The organism is Streptomyces sp. NPDC048644, assembly GCF_043199105.1.
Taxonomy (GTDB): domain Bacteria; phylum Actinomycetota; class Actinomycetes; order Streptomycetales; family Streptomycetaceae; genus Streptomyces.
Genome location: NZ_JBICVO010000011.1, coordinates 14,675 through 33,825, shown reverse-complemented (window position 1 = coordinate 33,825; position 19,151 = coordinate 14,675). Strand labels below are relative to the sequence as shown.

General features: G+C 72.3%; 18 protein-coding genes. 10 read left to right on the top strand and 8 right to left on the bottom strand.

Annotated elements, in window-relative coordinates:
- Window positions 1-6: 6 nt before the first annotated feature.
- A complete protein-coding gene (locus ACGFNI_RS24340; RefSeq protein WP_393686744.1) occupies window positions 7-657 on the bottom strand; it encodes an isochorismatase family protein in 651 nt (216 codons plus the stop codon).
- Between the two features lie 192 nt (window positions 658-849).
- Between ACGFNI_RS24340 and ACGFNI_RS24335 the strand changes: the two genes are divergently transcribed.
- Together ACGFNI_RS24335 and ACGFNI_RS24330 are read left to right on the top strand one after the other, a co-directional pair.
- A complete protein-coding gene (locus ACGFNI_RS24335) occupies window positions 850-1,317 on the top strand; it encodes a pyridoxamine 5'-phosphate oxidase family protein (protein WP_393686743.1) in 468 nt (155 codons plus the stop codon).
- A gap of 171 nt (window positions 1,318-1,488) precedes the next feature.
- Window positions 1,489-3,003 carry an acyl-CoA synthetase gene (locus ACGFNI_RS24330; RefSeq protein WP_393686742.1) on the top strand — a complete coding sequence of 505 codons (1,515 nt, stop codon included), beginning with the start codon at window positions 1,489-1,491 and terminating at the stop codon, window positions 3,001-3,003.
- 237 nt (window positions 3,004-3,240) lie between these two features.
- Here the strand turns inward: ACGFNI_RS24330 and ACGFNI_RS24325 are convergent, their stop codons facing one another.
- Window positions 3,241-4,149, bottom strand: a complete 909-nt coding sequence (locus ACGFNI_RS24325; protein ID WP_393686741.1) for a LysR family transcriptional regulator — start codon at window positions 4,147-4,149, stop codon at window positions 3,241-3,243.
- Window positions 4,150-4,224: 75 nt separating this feature from the next.
- On the opposite strand from ACGFNI_RS24325, the gene ACGFNI_RS24320 reads away from it, so the two are divergent.
- Window positions 4,225-5,415: a DMT family transporter gene (locus ACGFNI_RS24320; protein ID WP_393686740.1), complete on the top strand. Its 1,191-nt coding sequence runs from the start codon at window positions 4,225-4,227 to the stop codon at window positions 5,413-5,415.
- A gap of 41 nt (window positions 5,416-5,456) precedes the next feature.
- Here ACGFNI_RS24320 and ACGFNI_RS24315 read toward each other — a convergent pair whose 3' ends face one another.
- The gene (locus ACGFNI_RS24315) at window positions 5,457-6,788 is read right to left on the bottom strand and encodes an aminotransferase class I/II-fold pyridoxal phosphate-dependent enzyme (RefSeq protein ID WP_393686739.1); all 1,332 of its coding nucleotides are present in this window, start codon (window positions 6,786-6,788) and stop codon (window positions 5,457-5,459) included.
- A 35-nt stretch (window positions 6,789-6,823) separates the two neighbouring features.
- On the opposite strand from ACGFNI_RS24315, the gene ACGFNI_RS24310 reads away from it, so the two are divergent.
- Window positions 6,824-7,498 (top strand): pyridoxamine 5'-phosphate oxidase family protein, encoded by a 675-nt coding sequence (locus tag ACGFNI_RS24310; RefSeq protein WP_393686738.1) that lies wholly within the window; start codon window positions 6,824-6,826, stop codon window positions 7,496-7,498.
- A gap of 10 nt (window positions 7,499-7,508) precedes the next feature.
- Window positions 7,509-8,153 carry an FMN-binding negative transcriptional regulator gene (locus ACGFNI_RS24305; protein WP_393686737.1) on the top strand — a complete coding sequence of 215 codons (645 nt, stop codon included), beginning with the start codon at window positions 7,509-7,511 and terminating at the stop codon, window positions 8,151-8,153.
- Window positions 8,154-8,328: 175 nt separating this feature from the next.
- On the opposite strand, the gene ACGFNI_RS24300 is transcribed toward ACGFNI_RS24305, so the two are convergent.
- Together ACGFNI_RS24300 and ACGFNI_RS24295 are read right to left on the bottom strand one after the other, a co-directional pair.
- Complete coding sequence (locus ACGFNI_RS24300) at window positions 8,329-9,312, bottom strand: DMT family transporter (RefSeq protein ID WP_393686888.1); 984 nt, start codon at window positions 9,310-9,312, stop codon at window positions 8,329-8,331.
- A 217-nt stretch (window positions 9,313-9,529) separates the two neighbouring features.
- Entirely contained in the window at window positions 9,530-10,063 is a 534-nt protein-coding gene (locus tag ACGFNI_RS24295) for a Clp protease N-terminal domain-containing protein (protein ID WP_393686736.1), read from the bottom strand.
- A 267-nt stretch (window positions 10,064-10,330) separates the two neighbouring features.
- Here ACGFNI_RS24295 and ACGFNI_RS24290 point away from each other — a divergent pair, with 267 nt between their 5' ends.
- Entirely contained in the window at window positions 10,331-10,759 is a 429-nt protein-coding gene (locus tag ACGFNI_RS24290; RefSeq protein WP_393686735.1) for an SRPBCC family protein, read from the top strand.
- A gap of 55 nt (window positions 10,760-10,814) precedes the next feature.
- Here ACGFNI_RS24290 and ACGFNI_RS24285 read toward each other — a convergent pair whose 3' ends face one another.
- Window positions 10,815-11,426, bottom strand: coding sequence for a PadR family transcriptional regulator (locus tag ACGFNI_RS24285; RefSeq protein WP_393686734.1), 612 nt, complete (start codon window positions 11,424-11,426; stop codon window positions 10,815-10,817).
- Window positions 11,427-11,583: 157 nt separating this feature from the next.
- On the opposite strand from ACGFNI_RS24285, the gene ACGFNI_RS24280 reads away from it, so the two are divergent.
- Window positions 11,584-12,408: a PhzF family phenazine biosynthesis protein gene (locus tag ACGFNI_RS24280; RefSeq protein WP_393686733.1), complete on the top strand. Its 825-nt coding sequence runs from the start codon at window positions 11,584-11,586 to the stop codon at window positions 12,406-12,408.
- 63 nt (window positions 12,409-12,471) lie between these two features.
- Here ACGFNI_RS24280 and ACGFNI_RS24275 read toward each other — a convergent pair whose 3' ends face one another.
- A complete protein-coding gene (locus ACGFNI_RS24275) occupies window positions 12,472-13,314 on the bottom strand; it encodes a CPBP family intramembrane glutamic endopeptidase (protein ID WP_393686887.1) in 843 nt (280 codons plus the stop codon).
- A gap of 183 nt (window positions 13,315-13,497) precedes the next feature.
- On the opposite strand from ACGFNI_RS24275, the gene ACGFNI_RS24270 reads away from it, so the two are divergent.
- Window positions 13,498-15,282, top strand: a complete 1,785-nt coding sequence (locus ACGFNI_RS24270; protein ID WP_393686732.1) for a substrate-binding and VWA domain-containing protein — start codon at window positions 13,498-13,500, stop codon at window positions 15,280-15,282.
- Window positions 15,283-15,531: 249 nt separating this feature from the next.
- Window positions 15,532-16,353 (top strand): hypothetical protein, encoded by an 822-nt coding sequence (locus tag ACGFNI_RS24265; RefSeq protein ID WP_393686731.1) that lies wholly within the window; start codon window positions 15,532-15,534, stop codon window positions 16,351-16,353.
- Window positions 16,354-16,441: 88 nt separating this feature from the next.
- Here the strand turns inward: ACGFNI_RS24265 and ACGFNI_RS24260 are convergent, their stop codons facing one another.
- On the bottom strand, window positions 16,442-17,986 hold the full coding sequence (locus ACGFNI_RS24260) for a glutamate-cysteine ligase family protein (RefSeq protein ID WP_393686730.1): 1,545 nt from the start codon (window positions 17,984-17,986) through the stop codon (window positions 16,442-16,444).
- Between the two features lie 537 nt (window positions 17,987-18,523).
- On the opposite strand from ACGFNI_RS24260, the gene ACGFNI_RS24255 reads away from it, so the two are divergent.
- Window positions 18,524-19,141 carry a hypothetical protein gene (locus tag ACGFNI_RS24255; protein WP_393686729.1) on the top strand — a complete coding sequence of 206 codons (618 nt, stop codon included), beginning with the start codon at window positions 18,524-18,526 and terminating at the stop codon, window positions 19,139-19,141.
- Window positions 19,142-19,151: the final 10 nt, after the last annotated feature.

The following is a 19,151-nucleotide window of genomic DNA, read 5'->3' as shown; positions in this document are numbered from 1 at the left end:
GGGCGGCTATCCGGCTCCGGCCCGCCGGGGCCGTTCCCAGCAGGTCAGTACGTCATCGGTGCGGGTCACGGTGGCCACCAGGGCGAGCGTGTTGCGGATCATCACGGGGGTGTAGTCGGCGGGCACTCCGGCGATGGCGTCCGCGGGGACGACGGCCGTGTAGCCGAGGTTGACCGCGTCGAACACGGCGTTGGGGATCGCCACGTTGGCCGACACTCCGGTGATGACGAGCGTGCGGCAACCCGCGTTGCGCAGCAGCGCGTCCACGTCCGTCCCGGCGATCGGCGACAGTCCGTGGAGGCGTTGCACCACCAGGTCGTCCTCGGAGACCGGGACCGGGTCGGCGACACGAACGGCTGCCGTCCCGATGGTCTGCTGGACGGGGAGGCGTTCGGCGGCCCGGAAGAGGCGGGCGTTGCGGCCGGCGCCGCGGCCGTCGGGGCGGCGTACGGCGACGGCGTGCAGCACCTGGACCCCGACGTCGTGGGCGGCGGCGGTCAGCCGTGCGACGTTGTCCAGAGCACCCGACTCTCTTGCCGCTTCGGCGAGTTCGGGCAGTGCACTGTCCGGCCCCACCACTCCGCGCTGGCATTCGACGGTGAGCAGCACCGTGGTGTCCGGGTCCAGTTGCTCGATGAGCCGGGGGTCCGTGGGCATGGTTCTCCCTCTGTGGCCGTCCTGCCTGCGGCATCCGTCGCGGCGGGCGGGGACGCTGCACGAGGCGCGCGAGGCTAGCGGCCATTGCGCACAAGGGGAAGAGCCTTCATGATTTCTGACACCTAGTCAGGTTCCTGGATGGTGCAGCGGATGAGCGGGCCGGGCGACCGGGCCGCAGGGTGGAGGTGCGAAATGGCCGGGACGCAGCGGCGCGGGCGCCGGATCATGCTGACGGACGGCGAGCGCGACGCGTTCCTCGCCGCGCAGCGGACCTGCCGGGTCGCGACGGTCGGCGGGGACGGCGCTCCGCACGTCGGAGCCCTGTGGTTCGCCTGGGACGGCACCGCGCTGTGGCTGTATTCGATCACCCGCAGCAGGCGGTGGGCCCAGCTCCGCAAGGATCCGAGGATCGCGGTCGTCGTGGATGACGGCGACGGCTACGGGGAACTGCGCGGCGTCGAGCTGTCCGGCCGTGCCGTCTTCATCGGGGAGGCGCCCCGTACGGGTGAGCCCTGCCCGGAACTCGACGTTCCGGAGCGGCTGTTCGCCTCGAAGTACTTCGGCATGGACACCATGCCGCACGACGGCAGGCACGCCTGGCTGCGCCTGGTGCCGGACTCCGTGGCCTCCTGGGATTTCCGCAAGATCCCGGCCGGGTGACGGGACGGGGCACACAGCCGCGCGGCGCGACGCGGTGGCGCGGGGCGCGTTGTCAGTGGTCTCTGCGAGAGTGGTACAGGTCAGCAAGAGAGCCCGTACCGCGCCTCAGGCGTGCGGGGCGGATCGCCACGGCCGTGTGCGCCGGGCGCCGATGAGGACGAAGGAGATCCGGTGAACGTGTTCTTCCCCGCGCTGCGCGACGGTTCACCCACCACCGCACTGCGATTCGGCGACCGCGCCCTGAGCTATCGCCAACTCGCCGCGGTGGCGGGCCCGATCGCCGAGCACATCGCCGGGCGGACACGCGTGGCGGTCTGGGCCACCCCGACCCTGGAGACGTCGGTCGCCGTCGTCGCCGCGATGCTGGCCGGAGTGCCCGCCGTGCCGGTGAACCCCAAGATCGGCGAGAGCGAGCTGGCGCACATCGTCACGGACAGCGCGCCCGCCCTCGTGCTGACCGAGCCCGGCGCCGCCCTTCCCGACGCGCTCGATGTCCTCCCGCGCCTCGACATCGACATCGATATCGAGGAGGCGGCGCAACCGGCCGGTTCTCCCGGCGATCCCGGCGGCGTGGTCGCCCCCGGAGCCGCCGAAGGCCCCACGGACCTGCCGTACGAACCCGGTGACGAGGCCCCGGCGCTCATCGTCTACACCTCCGGCACGACAGGACCGCCCAAGGGCGTGGTCCTCCCCCGCCGGGCCCTCGCGCACACGCTGGACGCGCTGGAGGACGCCTGGCAGTGGACCGCGTCCGACGTCCTCGTCCACGCCCTGCCGCTCTTCCACGTCCACGGCCTGATCCTGGGCATCCTCGGCCCGCTGCGCCGCGGCGGCAGCGTCCACCACCTGGGCAGGTTCACCACCGAAGGCGTCACACGCGAGCTGTCGGGCGACGGCACGATGCTCTTCGGTGTGCCGACGATGTACCACCGCCTTGCCGTCGAAGCCGGCCGCGATCCGGCGCTGGCCAAGGCCCTGGCAGGCGCCCGCCTGCTGGTCTCCGGATCGGCCGCGCTGCCGCTCACCGACCACGAACGCCTGACCGCGGCTTCCGGCCGCCGCGTGGTCGAGCGGTACGGCATGACGGAGACGCTGATGAACACCAGCGTCCGCGCGGACGGGCCGCCTGCCACGGGCACGGTCGGGGTGCCGCTCCCCGGGGTCTACCTCCGGCTGGTCGACGACGCGGGGGAGGCGATCGAGGGGGACGACGGCGAGACGGTGGGCGAGATCCAGGTGCGCGGCCCGAATCTCTTCGTCGAGTACCTCAACCGCCCGGATGCCACGGCCGCCGCGTTCGACGGCGGCTGGTTCCGCACCGGCGACATGGCGGTCCGGGACGCCGGCGGCAACTACCGCATCGTCGGCCGCAAGGCGACGGACCTGATCAAGAGCGGCGGCTACAAGATCGGCGCGGGCGAGATCGAGAACGCCCTGCTGGCGCACCCCGCGGTCGCCGAGGCGGCCGTCACCGGCGAGCCGGACGAGGACCTGGGCGAGCGCATCGTCGCCTGGATCGTCGTCGAGTCCGGCCCCGGCAGCGCCACGCCGCCCTCCGCCGAGGATCTCGCCGACCACGTCGCGCGCCAGCTCGCACCGCACAAACGGCCGCGCGTCGTCCACTTCTTGACGGCCCTCCCCCGCAACGACATGGGCAAGATCCTCAAGCGTCAGCTCCGCCCCTGACGCGGGACGACCGGCGGGCGCCCGTACACCAGGGGTGCGCGTAGGAGGCCAGGTGTGCGCGGTCTGCCCAGGCACGGACAGGTGTGCGCGTAGGCCAGGGGCGCCCGTACACCAGGTGTGTGCACTTCACGGGGGGGTGCGCCCGCGGCGGGTGTGCCGGGTGTTCCTGGTGGGTGCTCGCCGGAGGCGCGGCGGCGCTTCGGGCCCGTTGCGTCGCGGCCGGTGCCCGCCCGTCGTTCAGCTCCCCTGGGCGTCCTTGCCCGCAGCGCTGAGTGCGCTGACGGCGGCGCGGATCGAGGGCCTTCGGTCGGCGTCAGCCCGCCAGATCGCGTAGACGTGGCGCCGCATGGTGTGGCGTACCGGCACCACGCTCACGCCGTCAGGTACCGGCCCGCGACCGAGGCGCGGAGCCACGGCGACCCCCAACCCGGCCGCGATGAAGGCGAGTTGGGTGTGGTGTTCCTCGGCCATGTGCGCGATGCGGGGCTCGATGCCCTTGCTGCGGAGCGTGAACATCAGCCAGTCGTGGCAGAACTCGCCCTGCGGCCAGGAGATCCACTCGTCGTCGGCGAGGTCCTCCAGCTCCACCGAGCGGCGGTGGGCCAGCGCGTGATCCGCCGGAATGGCCACGTCGGCGGGATCGTCCAGGAGCGGCGCCTTCGCCAGTCCGTCGGGCAGCGACAGCGGGCGGTTGTACCAGTCCAGGACGACGGCCAGATCGATGTCGCCGCGCACCACGTTCCGTACCGACTCGTCGGGCTCCATCTCGGTGAGCCGGGCGCGCAGTTGCGGATGGGCGCGGCGGAGGGCGGCGAGGGCGGCCGGGAAGAGGCCGCGGGCGGCGGTGGGGAAGGCGCCGAGGCGGAGTTCGCCGACGGCCTGGCCTCGGTGCGCCTCCAGCTCGGCCTCTGCCAGTTCGACCTGGGAGAGGATGCGGGCCGCGTGGTCGGCGAGCAGCCGGCCGGCGTCCGTGAGGCGGACGCCCCGCCCGTTCTTGGCCAGCAGCTGCTGGCCGGCTTCCCGCTCCAGCTTGGCGATCTGCTGGGAGACCGCCGAGGTCGTCACGTGCAGGCCGTCGGCCGCCGCGCTCACCGAGCCGTACCGCGCCACCGCATGGAGCGTGCGCAAGCGATCAAGGTTCAACACATAAGCAATGCTAAGCGATACCTGCCAGTAATTCTCGCTTGTGCTACGAGATGAGATCCCCGCATCGTAGGCGGCATGAGCACCGCCTCCGGCACAGCCGGCACCGCCACCTCCCCCTCCGCGCCTCTGGAACGGACGGCCACCGGAACCATCGCCGATACTGCCGACACCGCCGGGAACACGCTTCCTGGACCGGCCGCGCCCGCCGGTGCAGCGGCCCGCACCACCGGCGGGCCGGCGTCAGCGGACGATCCCGGGGCGGCTCCGGCCCGGCGCCTCGCCTTCGGCTGGCGGTTCCGCTTCGCCGTCCTCGCGCTGATCTGGGGCTTCAGCTTTCTCTTCATCAAGGTGGGCACCCAGGGGTTCGCGCCGTTTCACGTCACGCTGGGGCGGCTGGGGTTCGGCACCGTGGTGCTGCTCGCGGTGCTCGTCATCAAGCGCCAACGGCTGCCGCGCTCCGCACGGACCTGGGCGCATCTGGCGGTCGCCGCGTTCTTCCTCAACGCCCTCCCGTTCTCCCTCTTCGCCTACGCCGAGCTGACGATCCCGTCGACCCTGGCCGGCATCTGCAACGCCACGTCACCGCTGTGGGGCATGGCCCTGTCGGTGGTCGCCCTGTCGGAGGACCGCCCCACCCGGCGCCGGGTCGCCGGTCTGGGCATCGGCTTCCTGGGCGTGCTCACCGTGCTCGGCGCCTGGCAGGGCTTCACCGGCACGGACCCGGCGGGCACGGCCATGGCGCTCGGCGCCTCCCTCAGCTACCCGGTCGGCTGGATCTACGTCCGCCGCACGCTGGGCAGCACCGGGGACTCCCATCTGTCCATGTCCAGCACACAGCTGCTGCTGGCGACACTGCAACTCGCCGTGGTGACACCGCTGTTCACCTCGGCACCCACCTCCTATCCGCTCTGGCCCGTGCTGGCCGTCTTCGCGCTCGGCGCCCTCGGCACCGGCCTCGCCTTCCTGCTCCAGTACGGGCTGGTCGCGGAGATCGGCCCGACCACCGCCCAGATGGTCACCTACTTCATTCCCGTGATCGCCACGGCCGCCGGAGTGGCCCTCCTGGACGAGCAGTTGAGCTGGAACACCCCGGTGGGCGCCGTCATCGTCCTGGCCGGCGCCGCCCTCACCCAGAACCGGACCCGCCGCCCCGCCCGCTCCCGCACCGCGGGCCCGCAGCGCACCGGCCCCGCCCCGGACCCGGACGGCAGCGGCCCCCGCACCACCGACGGCGACCACGCCGTCCGACGGCCCGCCGCCCGATAGCCCAGCGCCCGGCACCCGGCACCCGGCACCCGGCACCCGGTTCACTCGTACCGGCGCGCATCACCCGACCCGATGGCCGACGCGACAGCGGCGGCCATCGGGTCCATGTCATCGACGGACAGGCCGGACACCGTGATGCGCACCGCGGGCGGTGACTGCATACGGAATCGGGCACCCGCCGCCACCGCCCAGCCTGCGTGCAGGAGCCGGGACACCGCACCCGTCTCGTCCGGGACCGGCACCCAGACGTTCATCCCGCTGCGGCCCCGCGCCCGCACGCCCCGCGCGGCCAGCGCGCGTATCAGGGCGTCCCGCCGCCGGCCGTACGCGGCGGCCACCGCCGCCGGTTCGACCGCGGCAGTGCGCCACAGGTGGACAACCGCGTCCTGGAGGAGGTGGCTCACCCACCCCGCCCCCAAGAGCTGCCTGCCCCGCACCCGGTCGACGGTCACCGCGTCCCCGGTCAGCACCGCGAGGCGCAGATCGGGGCCGTACGCCTTGGCCGTCGACCGCACCAGCGCCCAGTGGTCGGTGACACCGGCGAGGGGGTACAGCGGCAGATCGACGATGCCGTGGCCGTGGTCGTCCTCGATCAGCAGCACACCGGGGTGGCCGGCCAGCAGGCTCCGCAGTTCGGCCGCCCGCCGGCGGCTCACCGCCGCGCCGGTCGGGTTCTGCGCGCGGTCCGTGACGACGACCGCCCGTGCGCCGTCGTTGAGCGCTCGCGCCATTTGCTCGGGCAGCGGCCCCTCGTCGTCGAGCGCCACCGGGGCCGGCCGGAGCCCGAGCGCCGGGATGAGATCCAGCAGGCTGCCCCACCCCGGATCCTCCACCGCCACCACGTCACCGGGCCGCAGATGCGCGGCCAGCACCCGCTCGATGGCATCGAGGGAGCCACTGGTGACGGCCAGCGGGCCTGCGGGCACCCCGTCGGCGGCGAATGCCTCGCGCGCGAGGCCGGCGAGCTCGGCGTCGATGGTGGGCGCACCGTAGAGCACGGGCCGCTCCGCGCTGCGCCGGGCGGCGACAGCCAGGGCCTTCTCCAGCGGAGGCAGCAAGGCCGTATCGGGATTGCCGTCCGAGGCATTGCGCACGCCGGGCGGGATCTCCGCCCACGACGCCTCGCGCGGGGTACTGGCGGGGCGCTCACGCACCCGGCTGCCGCGCCGCCCGGCCGTTTCGATCACTCCGCGGTCCCGCAGTGTCCGATAGGCGGACGCCACGGTATTCGGATTGACCTCCAGATAGACGGCCAACTCCCGCAGCGGGGGCAGGACTTCGCCCGGTTGGAGCTCACCGGCACCGACGGCTCGCTCGACACTGGCGGCAATCTCCGATGCACGCCGCCCTTCGATCCGATACTCTCCTAGCACAAACTTGATTATGCACTAGTGCAATGGAGTTGGCAATGTCCCGAGCCACGGAACCCGCACCCGGCTACCCGTCGACCGAGCGGACCGTCCCCACCCGCTCCGCCGAGCGCGCCGCCTACGACCACGAAACGGTGCACGCGATCCTCGACGAGGCGTACGTCTGCCATCTGGGCTTCGTCCGCGACGGCTCGCCGGTCGTCCTGCCCACGCTCTACGCCCGGGTCGGCGAGCGCCTCTACCTCCACGGTTCGACCGGCTCCCGCCCCCTGCGCATGGCGGGCGGGCAGGAACCGGGGCTCGACGTCTGCGTGACCGTGACGCTCGTCGACGGCCTGGTGCTGGCCAAGTCCGCCTTCCACCACTCCATCAACTACCGCAGCGTGGTGGTGCACGGCACCGCCTACCAGGTCACCGACCCGGCGGAGAAGACCGCGGCGCTCGACGCCCTGGTCGATCACGTGCTGCCGGGCCGCGCCGCCGACTCCAGGCCGGGCAACACCAAGGAGCTGGCCGCCACCGCCGTCATCCGTCTCGACCTGCGCGAGGTCTCCGCCAAGGCCCGCACCGGCGGCCCCAACGACGAGCCCGACGACCTGTCACTCCCCCACTGGGCAGGCGTCCTCCCCGTGGCTCCCGTGTACGGCACGCCCATACCGTCCGACGCGCTCGCCCCCGGCACCCCGGAGCCCGCGTACCTCACCGCACGCTGAGGGGGGACCGATGCTGATCCATCCCTGGGACGCCCCGGCCGATGACGCCGAGTGGCAACATTGGCTGGCCCGGCACGACTTCGGGCAGCTGGCCGTCAACGGCCCGCCGGGCGAACCGCCCCTGGTGCAGCCGCTGCACTTCGCCTACGCACCCGACCCGGGCGACGCCGTCACACATCTGGCCCGCCCGCATCCCCTCTGGCGGGCGGTCGAGGCGGCGCCCACGGTCCTGCTGAGCGTGGTGGACGACTACGCCTTCATCCCCGGCCCCTGGCAGGCGGCCGAGGACGAACCGCCCGAGCACGGCGTCCCCACCAGCTTCTACGCCGCGGTCCAACTGACCTGTACCGCCCATGTCGTGGACGCACCCGAGGCCAAGGCGGCACTGCTGCAACGGCAGCTGGGGCACTTCCAGCCGGAGGGCGGTTCCGCACCGGTCCGCGCGGAAGCGGCCCCGTACGGCCGCCAGTTGGCGGGTATCAGGGGGCTGCGCCTGGAAGTGCGGGAGGTACGGGCCAAGTTCAAGTACGCGGGCAAGCGGAGCGAGGCCGTACAGCAGCGGATCTCGGAACGGCTGGCCGAGCGGGACGCCCCCGGTGACGCCGCCGCCCGCGCCCACCAGCAGCGCCGTCTCACCGCCGCGCGCCGGCCGTGAGCAACCGCCCGGGACGGCGGCTGGGCAACACCGCAGCCGCCGCCCCGGGCACGGCGCGCCCGACGGTCTGCCGGACCCTCCGCAACGCGCTCGCACGGGAACTCACTCAGGAAACGGCGGCACCGCGCCCGCCGTCGCCGCCGGGCCGCGCCGCCGCCGTGGCCCGGATCAGGCGCTACCCGCGGTCCGGTTCCGCCGTCGCCGCGGTGGCGTCCGACGGGTTCCGCGGAACACCGTCGGCCGGTTCTGCGGCCTCCGGCCGTGCGGGGGCCGCCCCGGAGGCGCCGGGTGTCGCCGACTGGGCGATGAGGGCGCCGGCCAGCACCACGGCGCCGCCGATGACCTGCGGTGCGGAGAGGTGTTCGCCGAGCAGTACCCAGGCCAGGACGATCGCGATCACCGCTTCCAGGCAGGCCACCACCCCGGCGACCTGCGGTGACAGCCGCCGGATCGACACCACACCGGTGAGGTAGGCGACCACCGTCGAGATCAGCACGATCCAGGCGAGCAGCAGCACGGCGGGCACATCGGTGCCGTTCATGGAGGCACTGCCGCCCAGCACCGGCCAGTCCATCTCCCAGGGGCGCGCGATGACGGTGAGCACCACCGTGCCGACCAGCAGCCCGTAGGCGATCACACCAAGCGGATGCACCGCGTCCGCACCGTCGGCACCGTGGTCGGACAGCACGAAGTAGCCGACCTGGCAGCAGGCCGCGCCAAGGGCGAGTGCGAGGCCGAGCGCGTCGACGCCGAGCCCCGACCACACCTCCACGACGCAGGCCAGGCCGCCGACGGCCAGCACCACGCCGACCACGGCAGCCCGGGAGACGGGGCGTTTCTGCACGAAGCGCACCCAGCCGAGTACCAGGGCGGGCGCCAGATATTCGATGAGCAGGGCGACGCCCACCGGGATGCGGGAGATCGCGGCGAAGTAGCACGCCTGGACCCCCGCGACGGCCAGCAGCCCGAAACCGGCGAGCAGGGCGGGCCTCCGGCGTACCAGGGAGCGGTGGCGCCAGACGAGCGGCAGCATCACCAGGGCCGCGCCGGCCACCCGCAGCCAGGTGACGTGCAGCGGTTCAAGACCCGCCTCGATCAGCGGTTTGGCGGCGACACCCGAGGCGCCGAACGCGAAGGCGGCGAGCAACGCGAGGGCCAGTGACACGCCTCGCCCAGGGGCGGCACCGCCGCCGGGCGACCCGGTGGCGGGCGCCGATGACGGGCCTCCCCCGGAATCCCGAATTCCCTGACCCGGCCCCGCTGCCGCACCGGCAGGGTTCCCCGAAGACGCATGCATCGGGTCATCATGACAGCCGCCGTCAGCAGCGTCACCCCTCACGCACCTGTCATGACGGTTGGTGAGCCGGTCCGCCGGGTCAGGCCGGGTCCTGGCGCTCCCCGTCCAGCCGGGCGGCGAGCCGCGCGGTGTCCACGGAGGCACGGTGCAGCACCTCGACGGCCCGCGACTCGGGGTCGTCCACCAGGGCCGCGAGCAGATCGAGGCAGCCCGCGCGCAGCACGTAACGGGCGTGGGCGCGGTCCAGCGCGCCGTCCATCGCGGCGGCGGCAGCGGGCGACCAGCCGGGGACGCCGCCCTCGGCCACCACCGGAACCGCGCCGGAATCCTCGACGGTGCCGTGCCACTGGAGTCCGTAGCCGATGCTGCGCTGGACGAGATAGCCGAGCAGCCGGGCGATCTGCGGCGGGCCGCCGTCGAAGACGTCGCGGACGGCGGGATCCCATTCCAGGAGGCCGTGCAGCAGATGCGCGGTGTCGACCTGCCGGTCGCCGTCCCGGGTGGCACGTCTGCGGGCAGCGGATATCACCGACGCCAGCTCCACGGTGAGCCGGTCGTCCGGATCTTCCTTGGCAGGGCCTTCCCCGCCGCTGCACGCAGTACGGTTTTGCACAGTTCCCACCCCACCAGCCCGAGAAGGGCCGAGCATCCTCGGTGGGAAGCATTTGCGCATCCCACCCTGGTTGGGCTCGCGCCCCGCGCTTCTCATCCTTACGGAGGAGAGGCCGGGAAGGGTACGGGCGGCCGATGTGGCTGACCGGCGCTCCGCAGTGGCCTGCACCTCAGGGAAACTGACGGGCCATCAGCCTTGTGGATTGGCCCGTTTGCGGATACCTTCCGCGGCACCGCCAGGGACAGGCAGAGATGAAGGGGTGATCGCATGGCCGAAGTCACCGCTCAGGCCCGGATCGACGCACCGGCCGCACGGATCTGGGACCGGCTGACCGATTTCGACTCCTACGGCCAGTGGAACGCCACCCATACCGCCTTCCCCAAGGGCGGCCCGCAGCCGCTGGAAGTGGGCGCGGGCTACGAGGAGAACATGAAGCTGATGGGGTTCCCGGCCGAGGTCACCTGGACGGTGCGGGCGCTGGAGCCCGGCCGGCTGCTGGACATCGGCGGGAAGGGCCCGATGGGGGTGCAACTGGTCATGCGGTACGCGCTCACGCCGGACGGCGAGGCGACGACGGTCCGTATCGACGGCGAGTTCACCGGTGCCGCGGTGTCCTTGATGGCGGGCAAACTCAAGGACTCCGCGGGCACCGCGCTGGACCAGTCGCTGCGCAAGCTCGCCGGCCTGGTGAGCTGAGGCCACCGGCCGGCGGCCCCGCGCGCGGCGGCCGGGCGACGGCCGCACACCGCCGTCAGTCCTCTTCCGCGAGGATCAGGTACAGCTCCTTCCGCGCCTTGTTGACCACCGCCATGGCCTTGTCCCGCTGCTCGGGCGTGCCGGTGGCCCAGACCTGGCGGAACGCCTCGATGAGGCCGCCGCCCGCCTTGCGGATCTCGTTCATGGCCTCCCAGTCAACGCCACGACCGGCCTCCTCCCAGGGCGCGTCCGAACCGTTCCCGGCTTCCGTACGGCCGTCATCGGTCAGCGAGAAGAGCTTCTTGCCGCCTTCGCTGGCGCTGGCGATCAGGCCCTCGTCCTCCAGGAGCTGGAGGGTGGGGTAGACCGATCCGGGGCTGGGCTTCCACGCCCCGCCGCTGCGCTCGGCGATCTCCTGGATCATTTCGTAGCCGTGCATCGGGCGGTCCTTGAGGAGCGTCAGGATCGAGGCGCGCACGTCGCCGCGCCGGGCCCGGCCGCGCGGTCCGCCGCGGCCCCGTCCCCCACCGAACGGCCCGCCGCCGAAAGGCGGTCCGAACGGGCCGAAGGCGCGCCGGCCCTCGAACCTCTCGCCGAAGTCACCCCGGCCGCCGCGGCGCCCGGGTCCGCCGTATTCCTGTCCATGGTCATGTCCGTGGGAACGCATGAGGCGTCCTTCCGTTCCGGTGCCGACCAGCCCTATCGCTGATCGGTCGCGATGCCTCAACGATATATCGCTACTGTTCGTTCAGCAATCCCCGCCGGGTCCAATTTCTTGACATTGGCCTTGGCCTGCGGCTTTGCCACCGATCTACGCTCCGCGCATGAGGATTCGTATCGTCGACGCCTTCAGCGCGCGCCCCTTCGCCGGCAACCCCGCAGGAGTCGTTCTCCTGGACGCCGACGCCTTCCCCGACGACCGCTACCTCCAGCAGGTCGCCACCGAGGTCAACCTCTCCGAGACCGCGTTCGCCCATCCGCTGCCCGCCGGCGGCACCGCGGACTGGGCGCTGCGCTGGCTGACCCCCGCCACCGAGGTCAACCTGTGCGGTCACGCGACCCTGGCCACCGCGCACGTCCTGCACACCACCCGAGCGGCCACCGGGACCATCCGCTTCGCCACCCGCAGCGGCGTCCTGACCGCCGCCACGGACGACAGCGGCGCGATCACCATGGACTTCCCGACCGCCCCGCTCACCCCCGTCGACGTACCGGAAGCGGTCGCCACAGGACTGGGCGGCATCGAGATCCTCAGCGCCCACGACACCGGGCCGCAGGTGGGCGACCTCCTGGTCGAGCTGGCCGACGAAGCGGCGGTGCGCGCCCTGGCGCCGGAATTCAGGACGCCGGCCGGGCACGGCGGCCGGGGCCTGATCGCCACCGCGCGCGCCGAGAACCCGGCGGCCGGCTACGACTTCGCCACCCGCTGCTTCTTCCCCGCGGTGGGCATCGGCGAGGATCCCGTGACGGGCAGCGCGCACACCGCGCTCGCGCCGTTCTGGGCACCCCGCATCGGCCGTGCCGCACTCACCGGCCTGCAGGGCGGCGCCCGTACCGGCCTGGTCCGTACCGAACTGCGCGGTGACCGCACGCTGTTGACCGGCTCCGCGGTCACCGTCATCGACGGTGAACTGCTGGTCCGGGGCTGACCCTGCGGGGCGGGCGCCGGCCCCGCACCGGGCGGCGGGCAGGCATCGCGCCCGCCCGCCGCGTCACAACGTCGGCAGCCAGTCCACCCGGCCCGCCAGCAGCGCGTACCCGACGAACGCCACGATGTCGATCAGGGAATGCGCGACGATCAGCGGCCCGACCCGCCGCCAACGCCGGTAGAGCAGCACGAAGATCGCGCCCATCACCATGTTGCCGACGAACCCGCCGATGCCCTGGTAGAGGTGGTACGAACCGCGCAGCACCGCGCTCGCCGCCAGCGCGGGCAGCGGCCCCCAGCCCAACTGCCCCAGCCGCCGCAGCAGATACCCGACAACGATGACCTCCTCCACGACGGCGTTCTGCACCGCCGACGCGATCAGCACGGGCATCTTCCACCACACGTCGGGCAGCGACTCGGGGACCACCGTGAGGTTGAACCCGGCCGCCCGCGCACCCAGGTAGAGCAGCAGGCCGCAGCCGCCCACCGCGGCGCCGAGCGCGGCGCCCCGGCCGAGGTCGAACCCTGGCCTGCGCCGGTCGCAGCCCAGCGCCCGCAGCCCGTCGGCCCGCTCCCGCAGCAGCAGGTGCGCCACCAGGAGGACGGGCACCAGCGCCGTCGCGATGCCGAAGAGCTGCCAGGCGAGATCGAGCCACGGCCGTCCGGGCGCGTGCGAGCCGTTGAGCGTCGCCGCCTGGTCCTTGAGGCCACCGGGCCTGGTCACCGAGCCGATGAAGCTGATCAGCGCGGAGACCGCGCTGGCGCCCAGCGAGAGTGCCAGCACGAGGAGGGTCTCACTCCCCAGCACCCGCCGGGACAGGCCGCCGCCCACCCCTTCACCACGTCCCGCGCCAGGCCCCTTGCCCGGCACGTCCGCATCGGCCAGGGGGCTCGCATCCGACTGCACAAATTCCACCAATTCCACCACTTCCGCAATACCGCCACTGGACCATCAACGCCCCGCTAGGGTCGCCGCAGCAGGTACGAAGATCGCGCGCGACAGGCCGGGGACGGGCGCCATCCACGTGGCGTGTGCTCCTCCCCCTCACATCTCGATCGAGCTCCGAGAGTCAGGAGAGGCGGTACCGCCATGGGACGTCACAGCTTGCCCGACGACTCCGAACCGGTCGGCACGGAGGGCCGCCGCCCCGGTGCCCGCCGCCGTACCGTCGTCATCGCCACGGCCCTCGTCCTCGCCGTCGCCGCCGGCACCGTCGTCGCGCTGCGCAGCGATCTGCTGCCGTTCGGCGCACCGTGCGGCGGCGACGTGGCACGGCTCGACGTGGTCGCCTCCCCCGACATCGCCCCCGCGCTCGACGAAGTGGCCGACAGCGCGCGGGAGAACGAGACGCGTACGGACGGGAAGTGCCTGGACGTCAACGTCACGGCGCGGTCCGGCGCGGAGGTCGCCGACTCGCTCGGGCAGCGCCCCGCCCGATCCGAATTCCAGGTGTGGATACCCGATTCCCGCATCTGGGCCGACCGGGTCGGCGCGGAGAGCGGCACTCCGCTGACCGCCAGCGGAACCGTCGCTTCCTCACCCGTCGCGCTGGGCGCCGTCCCCTCGGCCGCCAGGAAACTCGGCTGGCCGAAGAAGACGTACACCTGGTCGGGGCTGACCGAGACCGCGACCAGCGGTGACGCGCTGCGTCTCGGGGTCGCCGACCCGGCGCGCAGCGCCACCGGACTGCTCGCGCTGGCGCGGATCGACGCCGCGCACGCGAAGGGCAGCGACGGCACCGCCGACCCCAGGACCGCCGCCACCGCCAAGATGCTCTACCAGCGGGTCGCGGACGGTGACGGGCAGGTGCTGGCCACCCTGCCGCGCGACGGATCCGGAGCGGAACTGGGCAATCCGCGCCGCAATCAGGCCCTGCTGCTCTCCGAACAGGCCGCCTTCGCGCACAACACGAGCGCGAACGGCGGCCCTGACCTGGACCTCTTCTACCCCGAAGACGGCACGGCCCGGCTCGACTACCCGTACACCCTCGTCGACGAGGAAGAGCTGACCGCCGACCAGTCACGCGCCGCCAGCCGCTTCATGACACTCCTTGCCGGCGCGGCGGGGCAGCGGGTCCTGCGGGAGCACGGCTTCCGGTCGGGCAACGGCGAGGCCGCCGGGAAGGTGATCCGGACGGCGGGCGGGCGCGCGCCGCAGCCTTACACCGTCGAGCAGGCCGATCCGCCGTCGGTCAAGGAGATCCAGGCGCTGCTGGGAATGTGGACGATCACGGTGCAGAGCGCCCGGATCGCCACGGTCGTGGACGCCTCGGCCTCGATGGCCGGCCAAGTCCCCGGCAGGGGCGGCCAGTCCCGGATGGAACTCGCGAAGAATTCGCTGCTCCAGGCGCTGGCGACGTTCACACCCGAGGACGAGATCGGGCTGTGGAAGTTCGCCACGCTCCTGGACGGCGACAGGGACTACCTGGAGCTGTCCCCCACCGTCCGGCTCGGCGACCCCGGCACGAACGGCGGCACCCACCGCGACGAACTGGCCGCCGCCTTCCGCTCGCTCGCCCCCGTGCCCAACGGCGCCACGGGCCTGTACGACACCACGCTCGCCGCCTACCAGAAGGCCCACGACACGTACGCGGACGGCAAGTTCAACGCCCTGGTCGTCGTCACCGACGGCGCCAACGACGACTCCAGCAGCATCGGCCTCGACGCGCTGGTCACCAGGCTGAAGAAACTCTCGGATCCGCAGCGGCCGGTGCCGCTGATCGCCATCGCGATCGGCCCGGAGGCCGACAAGACGGCCCTGGACCGCATCGTGGCGCCGACCGGCGGCTCGGCACACGAGGTGAGCGACCCCTCCCAGATCCACGAGGTGATCCTCAAGGCCATCATCACGGCGGGCAGCACGGCGCCCGAATAGCCCGCGTGCTCCCCGATGTGCCCGAAGGGACGGCGAAGGAGGCACCTGCGGCTGCCCTCCGGGGCCTGGACGCCACGGCGGCGAGCGGCTTGGATCGGATACTCCAGACCCTTTGGAGGACAAGTGCGTGCCCGTGGACAGCGGCCCGTCCCGCAGAGCCCCGAGCGGAAAGGGTCCTCCGGCAGCGCCCGGCGGCCCCCGGCGCCGGCCCCCCGGCTCGGTACGGAGCGGTTGACGGCCAACTCACTGATGTCACTCCAGCGATCGGTGGGCAACAGCGCCGTATCGCGTCTCGTACGGAGTTCCGGCGCATCGGGCGGTGGCGTGCCGGTGCAGCGGGCAGGGCGGGCCCCCGCACCGGAGCGGCTGGGGGAGTACGCCGATGCCATGGCGGACCCCGACAAGCGCGAGGGCATGTCGGCGCGCCGGTCGGGGGCGCTCACGACGTTCGGGCGACCGCTGCCCGGTCGGGACCAGATGTACGACATGGACGAAACCACCCCGGACTACGAAGAGCACCCCACGCATCCGACGAGCAAGGCTCCGCTGTCCGGTGGGCACTTCCACAACCTCTACGGCCGCGACGGCCAGGGCAGCGTCGCGGTGATGATGGAGAACTACCGCGCCCCGCAGGAGAAGTACACGGCCAGCGAGGCGTTCATCCACCAGTGGTCCCAGGCCGTGGCGCTCTTCGAGAAGACCGTCGGCAAGTCGGACGGGCAGCTCAAGAAGCTGGCCACGAAGGCGCTCCAGGAATCCACCGGACCCGCCGACGTGCCGGACAAGCTCCCGGACAGCATCTTCCGGCAGAACATCTCAGGTGAAGAGGCCAAGGAGGCACTCGGCCGCCTGATGCCCGAGGGCAAGGACGACCTGGAATTCACGGCGGGCGACGCCACCTACGACCAGATCCTCACCACGGTGAACGGCAAGTCCACGAAGAACATCGTCTCCACGTTCAACGAACTCAAGAGGCACGCCGGGGGCAACGGCTCCTTCCGCATCACGGGCGGCGGCCTCAGGCGGGACGCCTCCGGCAACTTCCAACTGCGGTTCGACGTCGGGGAGTAGCCGTCGGCGTCACCCGAGTCTGCCCGGTTGCCCCGGCCCCGGGGCGCCGCCCACGTGCCTGACGAGGGGCGCCCCGAGCGGGCCGCGGTCAGGGGTGCCCGGCCGGGCGGCGCGCCCCCGGAACGGTGCCCTCCGCGACGGGCCAGGCGACCGGCCAGGTGTGCACCGGGTCACCGGTCTGCATCAGTTCACTGTAGCGACGGGTCATCGCGGCCAGCGCCGCGTCCCGCTCAAGACCCTGGTGCACGGCGTGACGGTACGCGGCGACCTGCCAGGAGGCGCCGTTCATCCGACGTGCGCAACGCTGCTCGATGATCCCCAAATAGCGGTCACGGTCGGCGGGTTCGACACCCCACGCATCCAGTCCCGCGGCGGCCAGCGGCAGCAGTTCCTGGCGCACCAGCCGCACCACGGGTATCTCCGCGAGGCCGCCCCGCCCAGGCCGGGGCCAGCGCAGCGTCGCGTCGATGCCGTACCGGCAGGCGGTGTCGAAGTTCTCCGCAGCCGTGGCGAACGGCAGCCGTGTCCACACCGGGCGGGGCTCATCGGCCAGCGCGCGCACCAGGCCGTAGTACAGCGCGGTGTTGGCGATGACGTCGTCGACGGTCGGCCCGGCGGGCAGCACGCGGTTCTCGACCCGAAGATGCGGTACGCCGTCGGCGACCGCGTAGACCGGCCGGTTCCAGCGGTAGACCGTTCCGTTGTGCAGCACCAGTTCCGCCAGGTCCGGAACCTCACCGTCCGCCAGGACGGCCAGCGGCTCCTGCGGTCCGCAGATCGGCAGCAGCGGCGGGAAGTAGCGGACGTTCTCCTCGAAGAGTTCGTACGCGGAGTCGACCCAGCGCTCGCCGAACCAGGTGCGCGGGCGCACCCCTTGGGCCTGGAGTTCGGGCGGCCGGGTGTCGGTGGCCTGCTGGAAGACCGGTGGCCGCGACTCCTGCCACAGCTCGCGGCCGAAGAGGAACGGCGAGTTGGCGCCCACGGCCACCTGCACCGCGGCGATGGCCTGCGCCGCGTTCCAGACGGCGGCGAAGCGGCCAGGCGTCACCTGGAGGTGCAGTTGGACGGAGGTGCAGGCCGCCTCGGGCGCGATCGAAGGCGACCGGGCGACCAGCCGCTCGACACCCTGGATGTCGAGCGCGAAGTCCTCGCCGCGGGCCGCGCGCATCTGGTCGTTGAGCAGGACGTAGCGGTCGATTTCGGAGAGGCTGGCGACCGTGAGATCCGTGGAGTGCAGCGTCGGCAGAATGCCGATCATCACGATGCGGGACGCCACTTCGCCGGCTTTTCGGTCCGCGTAGGCGAGGCCGGTACGGAGTTCCTCCGCGAGGTGGCCGAGTACCTGTCCGTGCAAACGGTGCGGCGCGATGTTCACTTCCAGGTTGCACCGGGCGAGTTCGGTCTGGAAATCCCGGCTGGCGATACGTTCCAGCACTTGCGAGTTCATCATCCTGGGCAGCCCGTCGGCACCGGCAAGATTCAGCTCGATCTCCAGCCCGACCAGATTTTTCGGGCGATCGAACCGTTTCTCCCCCAAGAGCCTCGCAAGCACCTCAAGACACTCGTGAAGCTTTCTTCGATAACGCTCCCGGTCCGCCGGACCGATACCGTCCACAGCGACCTTCTCCCCCATCGAAGGGTCCTTCCTCAAGTGAACGGCCCGCGGCAACGGGCCGCTCGGGGCCGTCCCCGGCACCGCCGGGGCACGCGTCACGGTCGATGATGCCCCGCAACCTGATCAATAACGCCTCAGGGGCGTTCCGTTATCGATAGGCTGGAGCGACAGAGCGCTCTGGCACATTCCCATGGCACAGCACGGCGGCAATCACTCCCGGCATTTCTCTGGTGAGAAACGCCGACGAAATCCGGCCTACCGCACGGAAGAGGAATGGCAAGGCGCCGCGAACGCCCCCCGCACAAAGAGGTGGAAAACATCTCTCCCGCGGGTCCTGATTTCGCCTTGCCGTAAATTCACGAAACGGCTAGCGGAAACACCGATTGAACAAGTGTCGTATAAACTTCGCTGACGAGGCAGAGACTTGGTGCCCAGTGTCGCGTTGCCCGCATCTGCGCCGAGCACAGCGGCCGGCCAGGCTCTGACCCCGCACGCTGACAGCGTCGTCCGCGTTTACCCGCACCACCGTGTCTCCCAAGTGAGAGGCGACCCACCATGCCGCTGCACATCCCTGCCGCACCCCCGCCGGCCCTGCGGAGCGTCCTCGCCGCCCTCGGCTCGCCCACCGCCGTCCGCGAGGCCCGCACCCCCGCGCTGCGCTCCCACCAAGGCCCGCTGAGCGCCGACCAACCGCTCCCCGTCCACGTACTGAAGGGCATCGGCCAGGCCGGCGGCCCGCCGCACACCCGGCTGGCCGGCTGGCGCTTCCTGGTACGCGGCGGCGAGCGTCCGGTCGCAGCCGCCGAGGCCCGGCTCACGGCGGACGGCTGGACGTTCTCGCACTTCTGCAGCGGCCCGTACGTCACCGCGACCGAACAGGCCCTGGTCCAGGCCGAGTCACTCAGCGCCGCGTACCAACCGCGCCTGCTCTCCGTGCCGGAGCTGTACATGGTCACGCTGTGGCTGCACCACGACATCGCGTCCGACGGCACCACAGGACTGCCCGCCGCCGGCGACCTGTTGGTGCCGCTCGCGCCCGCGCCGCCCGGCATCGCCGCTCATCTCCCGCAGCGGGTCGCCGACTTGCTGCCGCGGCTCACCCGCCGCCTCACCCCCGCCCCGCTCCTCGGCCAGGCACCGCTCGGCCCGTCGGCACTCGGCTCCACCGCCTGACCCGGCACGC